The organism is Streptomyces polygonati, assembly GCF_042650325.1.
Taxonomy (GTDB): domain Bacteria; phylum Actinomycetota; class Actinomycetes; order Streptomycetales; family Streptomycetaceae; genus Actinacidiphila; species Actinacidiphila polygonati.
This window is the reverse complement of record NZ_JBHSBB010000014.1, coordinates 658,839-673,584: the sequence shown is the minus strand read 5'-3', so window position 1 is coordinate 673,584 and position 14,746 is coordinate 658,839. Positions and strand designations below refer to the sequence as shown.

The 14,746-nt window shown below is 72.3% G+C and carries 9 protein-coding genes; 1 reads left to right on the top strand and 8 read right to left on the bottom strand.

The window, feature by feature from the left end; all coding sequences use genetic code 11:
- Window positions 1–85: 85 nt before the first annotated feature.
- The 7 genes from ACFO3J_RS23455 to ACFO3J_RS23425 form a co-directional block, all read right to left on the bottom strand.
- Complete coding sequence (locus ACFO3J_RS23455) at window positions 86–2,107, bottom strand: cellulose binding domain-containing protein (protein ID WP_386432483.1); 2,022 nt, start codon at window positions 2,105–2,107, stop codon at window positions 86–88.
- A gap of 352 nt (window positions 2,108–2,459) precedes the next feature.
- Complete coding sequence (locus ACFO3J_RS23450; protein ID WP_386432480.1) at window positions 2,460–3,788, bottom strand: UDP-glucose dehydrogenase family protein; 1,329 nt, start codon at window positions 3,786–3,788, stop codon at window positions 2,460–2,462.
- 244 nt (window positions 3,789–4,032) lie between these two features.
- Window positions 4,033–5,307, bottom strand: a complete 1,275-nt coding sequence (locus ACFO3J_RS23445; protein WP_386432478.1) for a right-handed parallel beta-helix repeat-containing protein — start codon at window positions 5,305–5,307, stop codon at window positions 4,033–4,035.
- 65 nt (window positions 5,308–5,372) lie between these two features.
- The gene (locus ACFO3J_RS23440) at window positions 5,373–7,226 is read right to left on the bottom strand and encodes a right-handed parallel beta-helix repeat-containing protein (RefSeq protein WP_386432476.1); all 1,854 of its coding nucleotides are present in this window, start codon (window positions 7,224–7,226) and stop codon (window positions 5,373–5,375) included.
- Between the two features lie 53 nt (window positions 7,227–7,279).
- Window positions 7,280–8,578 carry a glycosyltransferase family 2 protein gene (locus ACFO3J_RS23435; protein WP_386432473.1) on the bottom strand — a complete coding sequence of 433 codons (1,299 nt, stop codon included), beginning with the start codon at window positions 8,576–8,578 and terminating at the stop codon, window positions 7,280–7,282.
- Between the two features lie 454 nt (window positions 8,579–9,032).
- Window positions 9,033–9,812, bottom strand: a complete 780-nt coding sequence (locus tag ACFO3J_RS23430; RefSeq protein ID WP_386432471.1) for a DUF6008 family protein — start codon at window positions 9,810–9,812, stop codon at window positions 9,033–9,035.
- Between the two features lie 291 nt (window positions 9,813–10,103).
- Window positions 10,104–12,410 (bottom strand): discoidin domain-containing protein, encoded by a 2,307-nt coding sequence (locus ACFO3J_RS23425; protein ID WP_386432468.1) that lies wholly within the window; start codon window positions 12,408–12,410, stop codon window positions 10,104–10,106.
- Window positions 12,411–13,575: 1,165 nt separating this feature from the next.
- On the opposite strand from ACFO3J_RS23425, the gene ACFO3J_RS23420 reads away from it, so the two are divergent.
- Window positions 13,576–14,163 (top strand): hypothetical protein, encoded by a 588-nt coding sequence (locus ACFO3J_RS23420; protein WP_386432465.1) that lies wholly within the window; start codon window positions 13,576–13,578, stop codon window positions 14,161–14,163.
- Window positions 14,164–14,245: 82 nt separating this feature from the next.
- Here the strand turns inward: ACFO3J_RS23420 and ACFO3J_RS23415 are convergent, their stop codons facing one another.
- Window positions 14,246–14,740, bottom strand: a complete 495-nt coding sequence (locus ACFO3J_RS23415; RefSeq protein ID WP_386432462.1) for a hypothetical protein — start codon at window positions 14,738–14,740, stop codon at window positions 14,246–14,248.
- Window positions 14,741–14,746: the final 6 nt, after the last annotated feature.

The following is a 14,746-nucleotide window of genomic DNA, read 5'->3' as shown; positions in this document are numbered from 1 at the left end:
GTGGGGGGAAAGGGGCCGGGCGGCGGACGCCTGGGACAGACGTCCGCCGCCGGGACCACGGAAGCCGGCGGTCGGGCCCGCTCGGTCAGGTGGTGGCGCAGACCGTGCCGTTGAGCGTGAAGACGGTCGGCGGCGGCGCCGCGCCGTCGTTGGCGCCGGTGAAGCCGAAGGACGCCGAGTTGCCGCCGCCCGCGGCCAGCGTGGCGTTCCAGTCCACCGGGGTGGCCACGACCTGCCGGCCGGTCTGGCTGACCTGCGCGTTCCAGAAACCGCTGACGGATTCGCCGGCGCCGGGGAAGTCGAAGGCCAGTGTCCAGCCGGTGATCTGCGCCGGGCCGGTGTTGGTGACCGTGACCTCGGCGTTGAAGCCGTTGCCCCAGCCGGCGGTGGTCCGGTAGGCGACCCGGCAGGTGGAGTCGGCCGGTGTGCCGGTGCGCACGGTGACCGGGGCGGAAGGCGCCGACAGCCGGCCGGCCGCGTCCCGGGCCAGGACGTTCCAGGTGAAGGTGGTGCCGGGAGTGAGGTTGTGGACGGTGGCGGAGGTGCCCGTGCTGTCCGCGAGCAGTTCGCTGGTGGTGCCGACCTGCCGGTAGACCTCGTAGCGGGTGACCGCGCCCCCGGTGGACGGGGTCCAGCTCACGGTGGCGGTGGTGTCGCCGGCCGCGGTCACCTTCGGCGCGCCGGGCGCGGACAGGGCCGAGGACGTGCCGGCCTTGGCGTGCAGGGTGACGGTGGTCAGCGAGTACGGCGGCAGGGTCCGGTCCGCGCTGTACGCCGAGGTGGCGGTGTCGATCGCGGCGGCCCCGTCGCGGTAGGTGGACACGGTGACCGGCGCCGAGAGGTCGGGGGTGAAGCCGGTGTAGTGCAGCGTGACGGTCCGCGCGGCGGAGGGGTCCTTGTTGATCAGCAGGACGCTCAGATCACCGTTCGCCCGGTGCACGGCGTGGACGGCCACTGTCGCGTCGGTGCTGCCCGAGCCGACCATCGAGTCCCCCGGGCGGCCGAGCTGGCTCAGCATCTTGATCGCGTAGTACGGCGGGAAGGGCGTGTTCAGCGGCGGTTCGCACACCGAGCCGACACAGCCGGCGCTGGAGAGCACGCCCCAGTCGCCGTAGTCGGTGGCGCCGTCGGGCGCCGTGGAGATCTGCTGGGCGCCGTTGTGGGTGTCCCACCAGTCGACCGTGAACACCCCGCTCTGGAGGGCGGTGAAGTAGGCGTCCGCGCCGAACAGGGCGTTGGGCTGGGTGTCCACGGCGGTGCCGCCGTTGACCTCGGTGAGGGCGATCGGGGTGTCCCCCGCGCCGGCCGCGTCCAACTCGTCGTGCAGTTGCGCGAGTTCACCGGTGAGCTGCGAGGGGGTGCCCAGCATGTGCGCGGCGTCGGGACTGCTCGGGTACCAGTGCACGATCACGAAGTCGGCCTTGCCCGCGATCAGCGGGATCACCGCGTGGTTCCAGTCCGCGCTCTCGCCGGCGGCCATCACCCCGTCCGGCCAGTTGCCCGGCATGGTGAGAACGGCGCCGACCTTGACCGTCGGGTCCACCGCCTTCATCGCCGACACGTACTGGAGCACGTTGTCCGCGTAGGCGGTGGGCGAGGTGTCCGGGTGGTCGTCCTGCTCCCAGCCGGAGCCGTAATGCCCGTTGCCGTAGAGCTCGTTGCCCACCTCCCAGTATTTCGCGCCGTACCCCTTGGTGACGTTGGCGTACCGTACCCAGTCCGCGGCCTCCTGCGGTGTGCCGGACCCGTAGTTGGCGATGAGGATCGGCTGGGCCCCGATCTTCCGCACCGTTCCCATGAAGGCGTCGAAGTCCGTGCCGGGCGCGACATAGCCGCCGGGCGCGGTGTTGGTCTGCCAGTGGTAGATGTCGCCGTAGGAGCCGCCGGGGTAGCGCAGCATGCCGACGCCGGCCGCCTTGAGCAGGTCCTGCACCTCGGGCGCGTTCATCTGGGCGTCCCATACGGCGCTGTTGAGGCCGTAGGCCGTGCTGGGGATCGTGCCCAGGCCCTCATTGGCGTTGACGGTCACATCGGCGCCGGCGCCGGCCACGCGGGGGGACGGGCCGTCGGCCCGCGCGGAGGCGCCGCCCATCAGCAGGGCGCCCATGAGCGCGGCGGCCGAGGCGGCGGCCAGGAGACGACGGTGCCTCTGTAACGACCGGTCGGGTGCGGACGGACCCCGCGGGGGCCGGGGGCCCCGCGAGAAGCGCGGGGACGGGGAGGGACGGGGGGACAGGAAGAGACGCACGGCATTCTCACCTTCGACAGGCGGGATGTGGGGGGATGTCTGCGTACGCGCCGGACCGCCGCTCTGTGGGAGCGCTCCCACAATGCGGGCGGCCAGCCGCGCTGTCAATGGTCCGCGCACGGTGCCGTCGCTCCCCGGCCGTGGCCCGGCCGCCGGCGAGCGGTGCTCGTGCCGGAGTGCTCGCGCACTCCGGCCGGGCAGGGGACGCCGGTCAGGGGCGGCCCAGGGCGCGGTACTCCCAGCCGGCCGCGCGCCACTGCGCGGGGTCCAGGGCGTGCCGGCCGTCGACGATGCGGCGCCCGGCGACCACCGCGCCCATCGCCTCCGGGTCGATCTCGCGGAACTGCGACCACTCGGTGAGCAGCACGACCACGTCGGCGCCGGCCGCGGCCGCTATGGCGTCGGTGCTGTAGGCGAGTTCGGGATAGGCCCGGCGGGCGTTCCCGGTGGCCACCGGGTCGACGACGGTGACATCGGCGCCCGCCTCGTGCAGGGTCCTGGCCACGTCGAGCGCCGGAGCGTCGCGGATGTCGTCGGAGTCGGGCTTGAAAGCCGCGCCGAGCGCGGTCACCCGGGCGCCGGCCAGTTCACCGCCGGCCAGCTCGCGCACCAGGTCCACGGTACGGGCGCGGCGCCGCTTGTTGATGCCGTCCACCTCGCGCAGGAAGGCGACGGCCTGGCCGACGCCCAGTTCCTCGGCGCGGTGGGCGAAGGCGCGGATGTCCTTGGGCAGGCAGCCGCCGCCGAAGCCGAGCCCCGGCTTGAGGAACCGGCCGCCGATCCGGTCGTCGTAGCCGAGCGCTTCGGCCAGCCCGGTCACGTCGGCGCCGGTGGCCTCGCAGATCTCGGCCATGGCGTTGATGTACGAGATCTTCGTGGCGAGGAAGGAGTTGGCCGCGACCTTGACGAGTTCCGCGGTCGTCATGTCGGTGACCACCACCGGGCTGCCCTGGGCGATGACCGAGGCGAAGACGGTCCGCAACTGCTCCTCGGCCCAGGCGGAGTCGGTGCCGAAGACCAGCCGGTCCGGGCGCAGGGTGTCGTCCACGGCGTAGCCCTCGCGCAGGAACTCCGGGTTCCAGGCGAGTTCGACCTCCTCACCGGCCGGCGCGATCCGCCGCACCAGCTCGGTCAGCCGGGCGGCGGTGCCCACCGGCACGGTGGACTTGCCGACCACCAGGGCACGCCGGTGCAGGTGCTGGGCGAGGTCGCCGACCGCGCGGTCGACGTAGGTGAGGTCCGCCGCGTGCGAGTCCTTCATCTGCGGTGTCCCCACGCAGATGAAGTGGACATCGCCGAACGCGCCGGCCTCGGCGAAGCTCGTGGTGAAGCGCAGTCGGCCCGACTCCAGTGCCTTGGTGAGCAGTTCGGGCAGTCCGGGCTCGAAGAAGGGCACCTCGCCGGAGTTCAGCCGGTCGACCTTCTCCCGGTCGACGTCGACACCGAGGACGTCGAAGCCGAGGACGGCCATGCAGATGGCGTGGGTGGCACCGAGGTAGCCGGTGCCGATGACGGTGATACGGGGGACGGGCCGGGTCATGCTGACCTCCACGAGTGCGTTATCGGTTTCGATGAGCGGTATGTGTGCTTCTGCCGGGGTGTTTCGCGGTGCACGGGACCGCCGCCGGAGCCGGGGTGGCCACTGCGGCGGTGTGCGGGCTGGGCGGAGCGGAGCGGGGCTGTGCCGGTGCGGCCGGTCGGGGTGGGGCACGACCGGTCGGCGGGACGCGGGTCGGGTCGGGTCGGGTCGGGTTCAGGTCACGCGGTCACGTCGGCCACGTCGGTCACGGTGTGCAGGGGACGTTGGCGAGACCCCGGGCCGCTCCGTACACCTTGTTGTCGCAGGCGACGTCGTTCCCGTCCGAGGTGAGGTGGAAGGCCCAACCCGGCCCGTCCACCTGCGAGTTGTTGCCCTTGAAGACGTTGCCGGTACCCCAGCCGTCCACGATCTGATGCGTCTGGAAGCCGTCTCCCGGGGAGTGGCGTCCGGTGTTGCCCTGGATCAGCCAGTCGTTGCCCTTGACGTCGACCCAGGAGTCGTTGGTGTCGCCGGTGAGCTTCGATCCGTCGAAGGAGTTGCCGACGACCTTGCCGCCGGTGGTGCCCTCCTTGATGTCGACGGCCTCGGCGGTGGTGCCGCTGATGTGGTTGTCCAGCACGGCGTTGCGGTTGCTGGCGTCGGGCTTGCAGCCGCTGTTGGTGCACCAGTTGGACTTGGCGGAGCCGATGTAGACACCCTCGCCGAACTTGTCGCGGCGCAGCCCGGTGGTGCTGACGGTGTTGTCCCGGACCACGTTGTCCGAGCTGAAGTCGCGCAGGTGGATCGCCTCGTCGCCGATCTGCTCGACGGTGAGGCCCTGGAGGACCGCGCCCTGCACCCGGTCGGCCACCACGCCCTTCTGGGCGTCGCGGACGGTGAAGCCCACCAGCCGCCAGTAGCTGGCGCCGTCGAGGTGGACGGCGTAACCGCCCTTGACGCCGCCGCCGTCGATCACCGCGTCCGGACCACCGCACAGGAAGACCGGGGCCTTGGCGCTGCCGGCGACCGTGGCGGTGAAGCGGCCGGCGTAGGTGCCGTCGGCCAGCCGGATGCTGTCGCCGGGCTTGGCCCTGGTGAGGGCGTTCTTGAGCGTGACGGCGTCCGTGACCGTGACCGTCGCGGCCGGGCAGCTGACCGGCGCGGTCGAGAGCGGGCCGCCAGTGCCGGCCGGGATCGTCGGATCGGCGGTCAGGATCGTGGGGTCGCCGGCCGGGTCACCGGTCGGGCCGGCGGCCGGGTCGGCGGTTTCCACCGGGCTCGTGGTCCGGGTGACGGCCGCGGTGCCGGATTCCCGCGCGGTGGTACGGGACGGGGACCCACCGCTCCGGCCGCCGTCGCCGCGTCCGTCGCCGCTGTTCCCGCCGACCCCCGCGATGACCATGCCCATGGTGATCAGCGCGACCACGAGCGCGGCGCCGCCGAGCCAGGCGCCCGGCCCGCCGGGCAGCCGGGACCGTCCGGCCGCCTCCGGGGAATGCGGCGGCGACGGAGGGGAGGAAGGGGGCGGCGGGACTGGCATCGGCGGTGACTCCGGCTCGGCGGGGACGGATGGGCGGGGCCGGCGCCCCGGCGGTAAGGCGGCGGTCACTCCGTCATCGCCGGGACGGGGTGGCGGTCCGCGCTCACCGGCGAGACCTCGGTGACCGCGCTCGGCAGCGGCGCCTTGTCCGCGTAGGGGTGCGTACCGATCACCCGGTGGCCCCGGCGGCTGCTGCGGCGGGCGCCCAGCAGCGCCGAGATCAGGATGATCAGCAGCAGGGACAGCCACAGCAGCGTCATCGGGCTGGCGTAGTGCCGGAATTTGATCCAGAAGGAGCTCGTGTCGTGCCAGGCGAAGGTCTGGTTCTCCTTGACCGTCAGGCGTCCGTGGGCCCGGCTGGTGTCCACCGCGCTCGGGCCGACCCCGGCGACGACGTTGTAGGAGACGGTGGACTTGGCCACATCGCCGACCAGCGAGATCCCGTGGTTGGTGACGTCCTGGACGGTGTTGCCGCGCACCTCGGCCTGCGAGTCGCGGACGTAGACGCCGGTGTCGGCGCCCTCCACGATGTTGCCGGTGACGGTGGCCGCCGACACCCCGTCGCGCACCGAGATGCCCTGCCGCTTCTGGCCGGTGAGGTGGTTGCCGGTGATGGACACCTTGCTGGCGTCCTTGCGGGCCACGATGCCCATGTCGCCGCCGTCGACCTGGTTGTTCTGCACGCCGACGTCGGTGCCCCCGAAGATCTCGATGCCGTAGCGGCCGTTGCCCTCGGCGATGCTGTCGGACACCGAGTTGGAGCCGTAGCTGCTGATCGGCTCGCCGGACGCGGACGGGCCGCTGGCCAGCGGGCGGCCGCTGAGGGTGAAGCCGTTGCCGCCGTTGGACAGCGCCTTCGAGCCGGTGACCCGCACCTCTTCCGTGGCGCGGGACAGCACGAAGCCGTCGCCGCCGTTGTCCTGCGAGACCGTACGGTCGACGATCGCGTTGACGACGCCGCGGTGCATCACCACGCCGGTCTCCAGGCTGTCGCGCACCTGGGTCCTGCTGATGTTGACGCCGGTGGCCCCGGAGACGAACAGCCCGTACAGATTGCCGGAGATGACCGAGTCGGTGATCTCCGCCGACACATAGGACAGCGTCGGGACCGAGAAGCGGCTGTCCGGTGTCGTCAGCGGGCCGGCCGGCTCGGCGACGATGCCGCCGCTGCTGGGCTGCCCGGTGCCGTCGGCGCCGGGGTCCGCGCCGGCCGCCGGCGCCGGGCCCTCGATGTTGCTGGTGTCGGGCCGGTCGGTGCCGGTGAGGCTGAGGCCGCCGGTGCGTCCGCTCCAGAAGCCGAGATCGTCGACCCGGGCGTAGTTCATGCTGAACTGGCCGCCGACCGCGCGGACATAGGCCCGTCCGTCCCGGACGTCGGTGTCCGGCTTGTCGGTCCTGGTGTCCCAGCTGCTGATCCGCATCGGGGCCTGCGGGGTGCCGGCCAAGGTGAGCCGGCCGCCGAACGAGATGATGGACACAAAGCCCTTGTTGTCGCTGGCCAGCAGCAGATCGAGGCCGCCCGGGCTGGAGAGGTTCAGCTTGGCGCCCGCGTCGACGTAGATGTTCTCCGTCAGCAGGTAGGAGCCGTCGTGCCGGCGGACGAACGTCTGGGGGGCCAGGTCGATGAGGTCCGAGACACCGTAGGGCGCGCTGCGCTGGGTCAGCACCAGGGTGTAGCCGCTGCCGGTGTCGAGCCGGTACGGCCGCGTCCACCGGTTGCCCTTGAGTGCGGCGACGGCGACGACCGCGCGGACCTGGTCCAGCCGGTGGTCCTCGGCGGCGACCAGCGCGGCCTCGTTGTCGGCGTCGGCGGGGGTGATCTGCTGGTCGTCGGTCGGCTTGGCGCCGTCGGCCGGCGCGGCGCCGGCGGTGGCCGCCGGGACCGCCAGCAGCAGGGCGGCCACGAGCGGGAGCACCACGGCCAGGCGTATCGCCCGGACCGGGCCCGAGGCGGGTAACGGACGGCGGGTCGTCACTGGAGGGCCCCTGCCTGGTCGGGGGTGTTCGCGCCGGAGCGCGGGCCGCCGCCGCTGAGGGAGGCGGCGGTCTGGCCCTCGCCGCCCATGCTGGTGCTGGTCCGGGTCAGCCAGCCCTGCTTGTTCATGGTGACGAACGCGTACAGCTTGATCGGCAACGAGATCATGATGACCACCAAGGCGAGCAGCGGCAGCAGGAACACCTCCTGCGGATGCCGGCGCAGGTGCGAGTAGCCGCGCACCCCGCGGCCGAGGAGCAGCCAGATCAGCACCAGCGCCACCCCGCGGCCGGTGAGTTCGAGCCGGCTGAACAGCAGATAGCTCAGCGCCATGCCCATCGTCACCGGGGTCACCAGGATCTGCAGCACGGTGACCTTGGTGACCAGCGGCACCCGCCAGATCCAGCCCTTGTACACGGCGGTCAGATAGCAGCGGTAGGAGTTGCGGCTCCAGCGCACCCGCTGCTTGACGAAGGCCCGGAAGGACGAGGGGAACATCGACAGCGCGTGGGCGGAGGACTGGTGCACGGTCTTGTAGCCGGACGCCAGCACCAGCCAGGTCAGCCGGCCGTCGTCACCGGCCACGCAGCGGCGGCCGAGGAAGAACTCGTTCTCCAGGTTGGGCAGTACCGGCTCGATCGCCGACCGCCGGTAGGCCGCCGTACGCCCGGACAGGCACGCCACGGCGCCGGCCCGGCCCATGGCGGGCACGTAGTCGTAGTAGCGCAGGTTCACCAGCCAGTCGGCGATACGGCGCCATACGCTGGTCGTGCGCTGGTAGACGTTCTGCTGCGTGCCGACCCCGCCGACCTCGGGGTCGATGAACGGCATCTGCACCGCCGCGAGCAGCCCCGGCTCCCAGCGGGTGTCGGAGTCGACCAGCACGACGAGTTCGCTCTTGGCGGCCCGGATGCCCACGCCCAGCGCGGAGCGCTTCCCCCGGTGCTCGAAGGCCAGCACCCGCACCCGCGGATCCTCCACCTGCGCGAGTCTGCGCAGCACTTCGGTGTCCTCGACGTCCGGCACGATGATGATCTCGGACGGGTCCTGCCCCAGCCAGGTCTCCAGGCAGTCCAGCAGGATGTCCGGATCCTCGCGGTAGGCCGGCACCACCACGGACACCGTGGTCCGGAACTCGTTCACCACCGGCTTGGCGAACCGCGACAGCACCGCCCGGACCAGCCACAACCCCCATACGAACAGGCCCGCCAACCCCAGTGGCATCACCTCGCGCCACGACGTCTCCGCCGTGACGACGACTATCCACGACCAGATCTGGTCTAAATATCCCGACACGTATCCCGTACCCCCGCCCCAGGTGGTATCTCAGCATTTAGTTCTGAAAAATCCGCCATGCGCATCCGCATCGGCAAATCTACGGGCAGGGGGGATGCCGGTTGACCGACGAAACACAAAGTTCATCCATGCTTACCGCGATTACACCCCACCACCCACTCATTACCCGTGTTCACCGCACGACGCCCCGCTCCCACCGGAATTGCCGGTATTACCAGTGGTAGCGGCTATTTTGCTCCGCCGGGGCAAGGTGGTTCCGGCACGGCCCGGTGGGCTTTCCCGCGATGGATTGTCCGGGGCGGGAAAGCAGCACTTCCGGGGCGCGGAAAAGGGCGCGCGGCGCGGCCGCGCGGGGTGTCAGGAAGGGCGGTCCATCGGTGGCGGCGTCCAGGGAGATACCCACCTGGAGCGGTCCCGGCCGGGCCCGTCATCTCGGCCCGGCCGGGTGTCCTGGTCAGACGGCCGGACTGCCGCCGGGCGCCGCCGACGGCTTCACCGTCGGTGCGGGGGCGCCGGACGGGGCCCGGCGGCGGGGGGACTCGGCTGGTTCGAGGTCGTACGAGGCGGCGATGACGGGGCGTTCGCGCCACAGGTGGTAGAGGGCGATGCCGAAGATGCAGGAGCCGATGACATTGGCGATGAAGTGCCACCAGACGCGGTAGGTGGTCAGGCCCACGCCGGGCTGGATCTGCCCGAACCAGGTGGACAGGCCGATCGCGCGGTCCGCGCCGAGCCACACCGACAGGGTCAGCGACAGGTGCTCCAGGCCGTGGATGCCCTGCATCCACACGCCCATCCGGCCCCAGCGGCGGGTCTGGGTGGCCCGTGCGTGGCTGGTGATCACCATGACGGCCGCGAGGCCCGCCAGGAAGATGAAGTTGCCGGTCAGGTGGAGGATCTCCATGCCCAGCGTGGGCTTGGAGGTGTCGACCACGTTGTAGCCCTTGGCGAGTCCGGTGGCCCACGGGGTCATCCACGCCGGGCTGTTGGGGTGGCCCAGCCAGTAGCCGACCTGGGCCACGTGCTCCTGGAGGTGGCCGATCTGGCCGATCACGCCGACCACGATCACCGCCCCGCTGGCCCGGTACAGCCAGGGCCGCCGCACCGGACCCCGGTTGGCGAACCAGAGCCCGAAGACGGCGGCCCACATCCCGACCGCCCACAGCAGCAGCAGGATCGCGCCCAGCTTGTCCCAGCCGGTGGCTGCCGCGTGCATGCCGGGCATCCCCGGCATCCCCGGCATCATTGGTGCGTAGGTGTGCGCTTGCATAAGACGGTCCCCCTAGCCCTTGCGACATTGTCGGCCGGCCCGGCTGCCGTCCCTCGGCGGGGACGACGGGCTCGACCCCGTCCTCGTCATCCTCCGACGCACTCGCCTGGAGCGGCCGGACCCACCGTAGGAAGAGTGCCCGCGGCGCGGTTCTCCTGAATTGCCCGCTCGTCCAGGACTGTTCCCCGGCGGTACGGGCGGCGGTACGGGTCTCCCCGCACCGCCGCCCGCCGTTCCCGCTGCTCCGGGCCGCCCCTACTGCGGCGAGCCCCACCGGTAGGTCGCGGGGCCGACGAGTGTCGTCCACGCGCCTCCGTCGTTCGAGCCCAGCACGGACAGGGTCTGGGTCCGGGCTGGCCAGCCGGACGGCAGCGTGATGCCGAGCGAGCTGAGCTGGTTCGTCGCGCCGAGGTCGACGGTCAGTGTCGACGGCCAGGCGCCGGTCGCGCTCTGCCAGTACGAAACGGTGTTCCCGTCCACCGCGTTCGGCCCGGGCAGTCCGGCGGTCGCGCTGCTGACCGTGACCGGGGCGTTGAGCGCGAGGTTGCGGGCCGCGGTGCCGTAGACCGCGAACTCGGCCGCCTGCGCGCCGATCTGGGTGCTGTTCGCGGTGAAGTTGAGCCGGACGTAGCGGTCCTTGGCGCTCGCCGGCAAGGTGACGGTGACGGTGTCGCCGTTCGCCGGTCCGCCGGTGTCCTCGCTGAAGGCGACGTTCACCGGTGCGGGCTCGCCGATGAACTCGGTCGCCGCGCCGGCGCCGAGCACCGCGGTGTCGAGCGTGCACGCCTCCAGCAGCGTGGTGTTCTTCACCCCGTCCTTCTGGCAGACCGCCTGGGCCTGGTCGTGCAGGGCCGTCGGCAGCTGATCGGACCAGAACGGCGTGGTGGGATCGGTGTTCTGGGTCTGGTCGCCGCAGACCGCGACCAGGGACTGGGCCGCCGGGACGCGCCAGCTGTCGCCGTAGACCCGGTAGAGCGTGTTCAGGTCGACCGGCAGGCTGATGACGGTGCCCGTGCTCGTCCTGAGCTGGTTGTTGGTGCCCGGCGCGTTGGCCAGCAGCCCGCTCACCGGTTCCGGGTACGCGCCGAGGCCGACATGGACGTCCACATAGCCCGGGTTCATCGTGGCCGTCATGCTGTCGCCCTGCGGGTCGGTCACGACGTACTGACTGCCGTTGCGGACGATCTTGTCTCCCGACGGCAGGCTGATCGTCCCGCCGGAGTCGAGCGTGGCGGCGGTCCCGTCGATCACCAGGCCACGGGAGACGCACAGCGCGACCGTGTTCGCGCCCATCTGCGTGGCGACCGCGCTGTTGACGGCGGCGCCCGGCCAGCCGAGCGGGGCGCCGGAGACCTGGTTCGACTGCACGGTCATGGTCGAGGACCGGGCGAGCGTGAAGGCGCCGTCCGCCTGGAAGTCGTAGTACGTGCCGCCGAAGGTCTGCAGATGGGTGTCACCCGTGCCCTGGGCGGAGGCGCACGAGGGCGGGCTGGTCAGGATGTTGCTCTGGACGCTCTCCATGGAGGGCGACGCCCCCACCGCGTAGGCCGCCGAGTTGACCAGGTTGAGGTTGTTGGTCTCGCCGGTGAAACCCTCGGTCAGACAGGTCGGCGCGTTCGTGGTGCCGTTGTGGGTGACCGTCTTCACGGTGATCGTGGAGCCGGGATTGAAGGTGGCCTGCGAGCCGCCGCCATTGCCGCCGATCATGAACTCGACCGCGTTCCAGGCCGCCGACAGGTCCAGCGTGCTGTCGGCGGTCGCGGCGCTGAGGCTGCCGCCCGGGGTCGTCATGACCACGGTGTCCGTCGTGCCGGTCACGTTCCCGGACAGGCTCAGGGCGCCGAGGTTCGCGATCGGCTGCGAGGGGACCGCGACGGCGGGGCCGTTCTTGTAGCAGTCGCTGAGATACGACGACCAGCCGGCCGGGCAGGTGGTGAAGTAGTTCAGGATCCAGAACTGGATGAAGGCCGCGCTGGTGCCGGAGCCCGGGTTGGCGAAGATGAACTGCTCCCAGCCCTGGCACCCGGCGACCCCGGCACAGACCGGGCTGGTGAAGGGCGCGCTGTTCAGCTGCAGGGAGTAGGAGTTCGCGACGCCGCCGCCGGTCTCGCTCGTCACGCCGGAGACGGTGGGGAAGGAGCCGGTCGCACCGCTCAGGAGGCCGGACACCCCGGCTGAGAAGTCGATACCGTTGCCGACCACGTCGGGTGCGACGCCGGCGGCCGGGCGCGCGCCCGCGCCGGCGACGGCCGGCAGGTGGGGGCCGGCGGCGTTCCCGCCGGGCCGCGGCGCGTAGCGCCGGTTCGGCGCCGTGGTGCAGGCGGCGCTCTGCCAGGTCAGCGCCGGGTAGGAGGCGGTGTAGCAGCCCTTCGCCGGGGTGGCGAGCCGCGTCATGGTGGTGTGCCACTGCTCCGCGGTCATCGACGTGGGGGTCGTTGAGCCGGCGGCCGCGCCGGGGGGTATCAGCATGGTCGTCACCAGGGCGGCGACCACGGCGACGACGACGCCGAGGGCGCGGCGGAGCCGTCGGTGCGTTCTTGCGGAGGGACGTTCGGTAGCCATCTGCGCGCTTCACCTTCTCGCGAGATCGGCCCACGGGCACCGCGGCACGCGCGGCGACGAGGTTCTCGGCGGAGCGGTGCCGGACGACGGATGCCCATTCCCCCGGGTGCGCGCACGGTCCGGCGCGGAGCGTCGGTTCGCCGAGCTGCGTCCCGTCCTGGAACCGGTGCCGTGGGGTGGGGGGATGCTGCTGCGCATCGTAAGGAGGGATCAACGTTCCGTCGATATCGGCTGCGGCGAAAGCCGCGACCGAGGACAGATCATCGCGTGGCGGGAGGTGTGCGGGGCATCCGTGACCCCGCTCCGCCGGATGCGCCGGAGGCGTCGCGAGCTGCGCACCTGTTCGACGGCGGGCCCGCGGCGGACCTGACCATGGGCCCCGGACGGCGCAGCGGACCCCATCACAATCGACCAGCCGCGGCCTGGCTCATCGTCGTACCCGGGGTGGTGCCGACTCCTGGCCGCCGGTGGCGACTTCGTCGCAGCGAGGGGGGATCAGGGCGCCGGGGACAGGACGACCGGCTTCCGGTCGGACGGCCCCTGCCCGGGGAGGGACGTCCCCGGCTGCGGTACGGTCCCGGGCCCGGTGGCCTGGCCGGTCGGAGGGGGACCGGGATTCTCCCGGAGACCCTCCTGCGCGTCCGGCGAGGGCCGGCCGGTGGCGCACCCGGTGGCGCAGTGGCCCGTGTGCGCCGCGGCGGTCGTCGTCGGGGCGGTGTGGTGGACGGCCTTGCGCCGGGGCGGCGCCGTCGGCGTGGCGCGGGGCTTGGCGGAAGGCGACGCCGTCGCGGTGCGGGAGGCGGACGCCTTGGGTGCGGGGGCCGGCGGGGGTGTGGTCGCCGACGGGGCGGTCGACGGCGCGTGCGCGACCGGGGGCCGCGCCGCCGGGGCCGGGGCGGAGCAGCCGCCCACGGACAGCGCGGCCATGACGGCGACGCCGACTACCAGCAAAAAGGGCCGAACCGCCGGCATGATCCCCCCGCTTCTCCGCCGCGTGGCCGCTGCCACGCCCGACGGATCTTCGCACCTCCGCGCGGGAGATGGAAAATCTCCCCCGGGCCGCGACCGCGGTGCGGCGGCGCGGCGGTCAGATGCCGGGCGTCCACCGCCGCGCTGGCCGGAAATCCCGTGGTCCGGACGGCGGCGCGGGCGGAGGATGGCCCGCATGCGCTATGCGGGATCGTCGAGCTGGCTGATGCGGATCGGGTCTCCGCAGGGGCTCCTGATCGGGTTGTTCGTCCGCGACGCCGCCGGCCTGCACCCCCGGACCGTCATCGACGTGCCGCGGCTGGTGCCCGCCGTCGAACTGCGGGCGGACCTGGCTCCGCTGGCCGTCCCCGAGGCGTCGGCGCAGTGGGCCCGCTGGTGGGAAAGGGAGTTGGCGCGGCAGGGCGGCCGGGAACTCCGCTCCTTCGCGCCGGACGCCGGCTTCGGCGACGGCCGGGAGTTCGGCGGGCTCGTGCGTGAGTGCCTCCGCGACGCGGTGCGATGGTGTACCGACCGGAGCCGTGAGGAGACCGACGCACTGACGCGTGGTGATCCCCACCCCCACGAGGGAGACCTCGTCCGGCTGGTCGAGGAGGAGATCGGACGCAAGGCCCGGCCGTTCGAACTCCAGGTGACGGAGCTGCCGGTGGAGGGGTCGGTCGGCTGGCGCGTCTCCTCGGATCATGTGGTGGTGAGCCGGGCGCTGCGGGCGGACCCGGCGGCGTACCGGGACTGGCTGACCCCGGTGGTCCGCGAACTGGCCTGACAAATCCCGGCGTCAGGGCCGCCGTCGCGCGTCCCCTCGGCCGGCCCATGGAGGCGGGCCGAGGGGACGCGGCGACGCGGGCTCAGGAACAGCGGACGTCGAGCGCGGTCAGGTAGGTGCAGTCGACGGTCTGGGTGTTGTTGGTGGTGTCCGGGTCGTCGGCGGACGCCGCGGTGACGGTCGCGGTGGCCCGGAGGGTCAGCGCGAGGGTGACCGGGTTGACGGGCAGGGTGAACGTACGGGACTGGGAGGTGCCCGACGCGATCGGCCCGAAGGGGCACACCGCGCTGCCCGGATTGGTGGTGCAGACGCCGCCGGACGCCGGGGTGAGGACGTCGGAGACGGCGGTGGTCACCCGGGCGCTGGACAGCGCGTCGGGACCGTTGTCGGTGACCGTGACGGTGTAGACGATCGAGGGGGTCAGCAGGGCGAAGTGCGGGGTGGCGGTCAGGGTCACGGCCGCGTCCGCCGTGGGGGTGTCGGCATGGGCCGCGGCGGGCAGGGCGAGCGTTCCCGCCGCCAGCAGCAGGGCGGACGCGCAGGTGGCCAGGGCGCGGTGGTGCCGGTCGTGGGTCATCGGTCT

Coding starts and splice junctions, on each gene's coding strand:
- ACFO3J_RS23455 (WP_386432483.1), bottom strand. CDS start 2,107: ATGGGCGCCCTGCTGATGGGCGGCGCCTCCGCGCGGGCCGACGGCCCG.
- ACFO3J_RS23415 (WP_386432462.1), bottom strand. CDS start 14,740: ATGACCCACGACCGGCACCACCGCGCCCTGGCCACCTGCGCGTCCGCC.
- ACFO3J_RS23420 (WP_386432465.1), top strand. CDS start 13,576: ATGCGCTATGCGGGATCGTCGAGCTGGCTGATGCGGATCGGGTCTCCG.
- ACFO3J_RS23450 (WP_386432480.1), bottom strand. CDS start 3,788: ATGACCCGGCCCGTCCCCCGTATCACCGTCATCGGCACCGGCTACCTC.
- ACFO3J_RS23425 (WP_386432468.1), bottom strand. CDS start 12,410: ATGGCTACCGAACGTCCCTCCGCAAGAACGCACCGACGGCTCCGCCGC.
- ACFO3J_RS23445 (WP_386432478.1), bottom strand. CDS start 5,307: ATGCCAGTCCCGCCGCCCCCTTCCTCCCCTCCGTCGCCGCCGCATTCC.
- ACFO3J_RS23430 (WP_386432471.1), bottom strand. CDS start 9,812: ATGCCGGGGATGCCCGGCATGCACGCGGCAGCCACCGGCTGGGACAAG.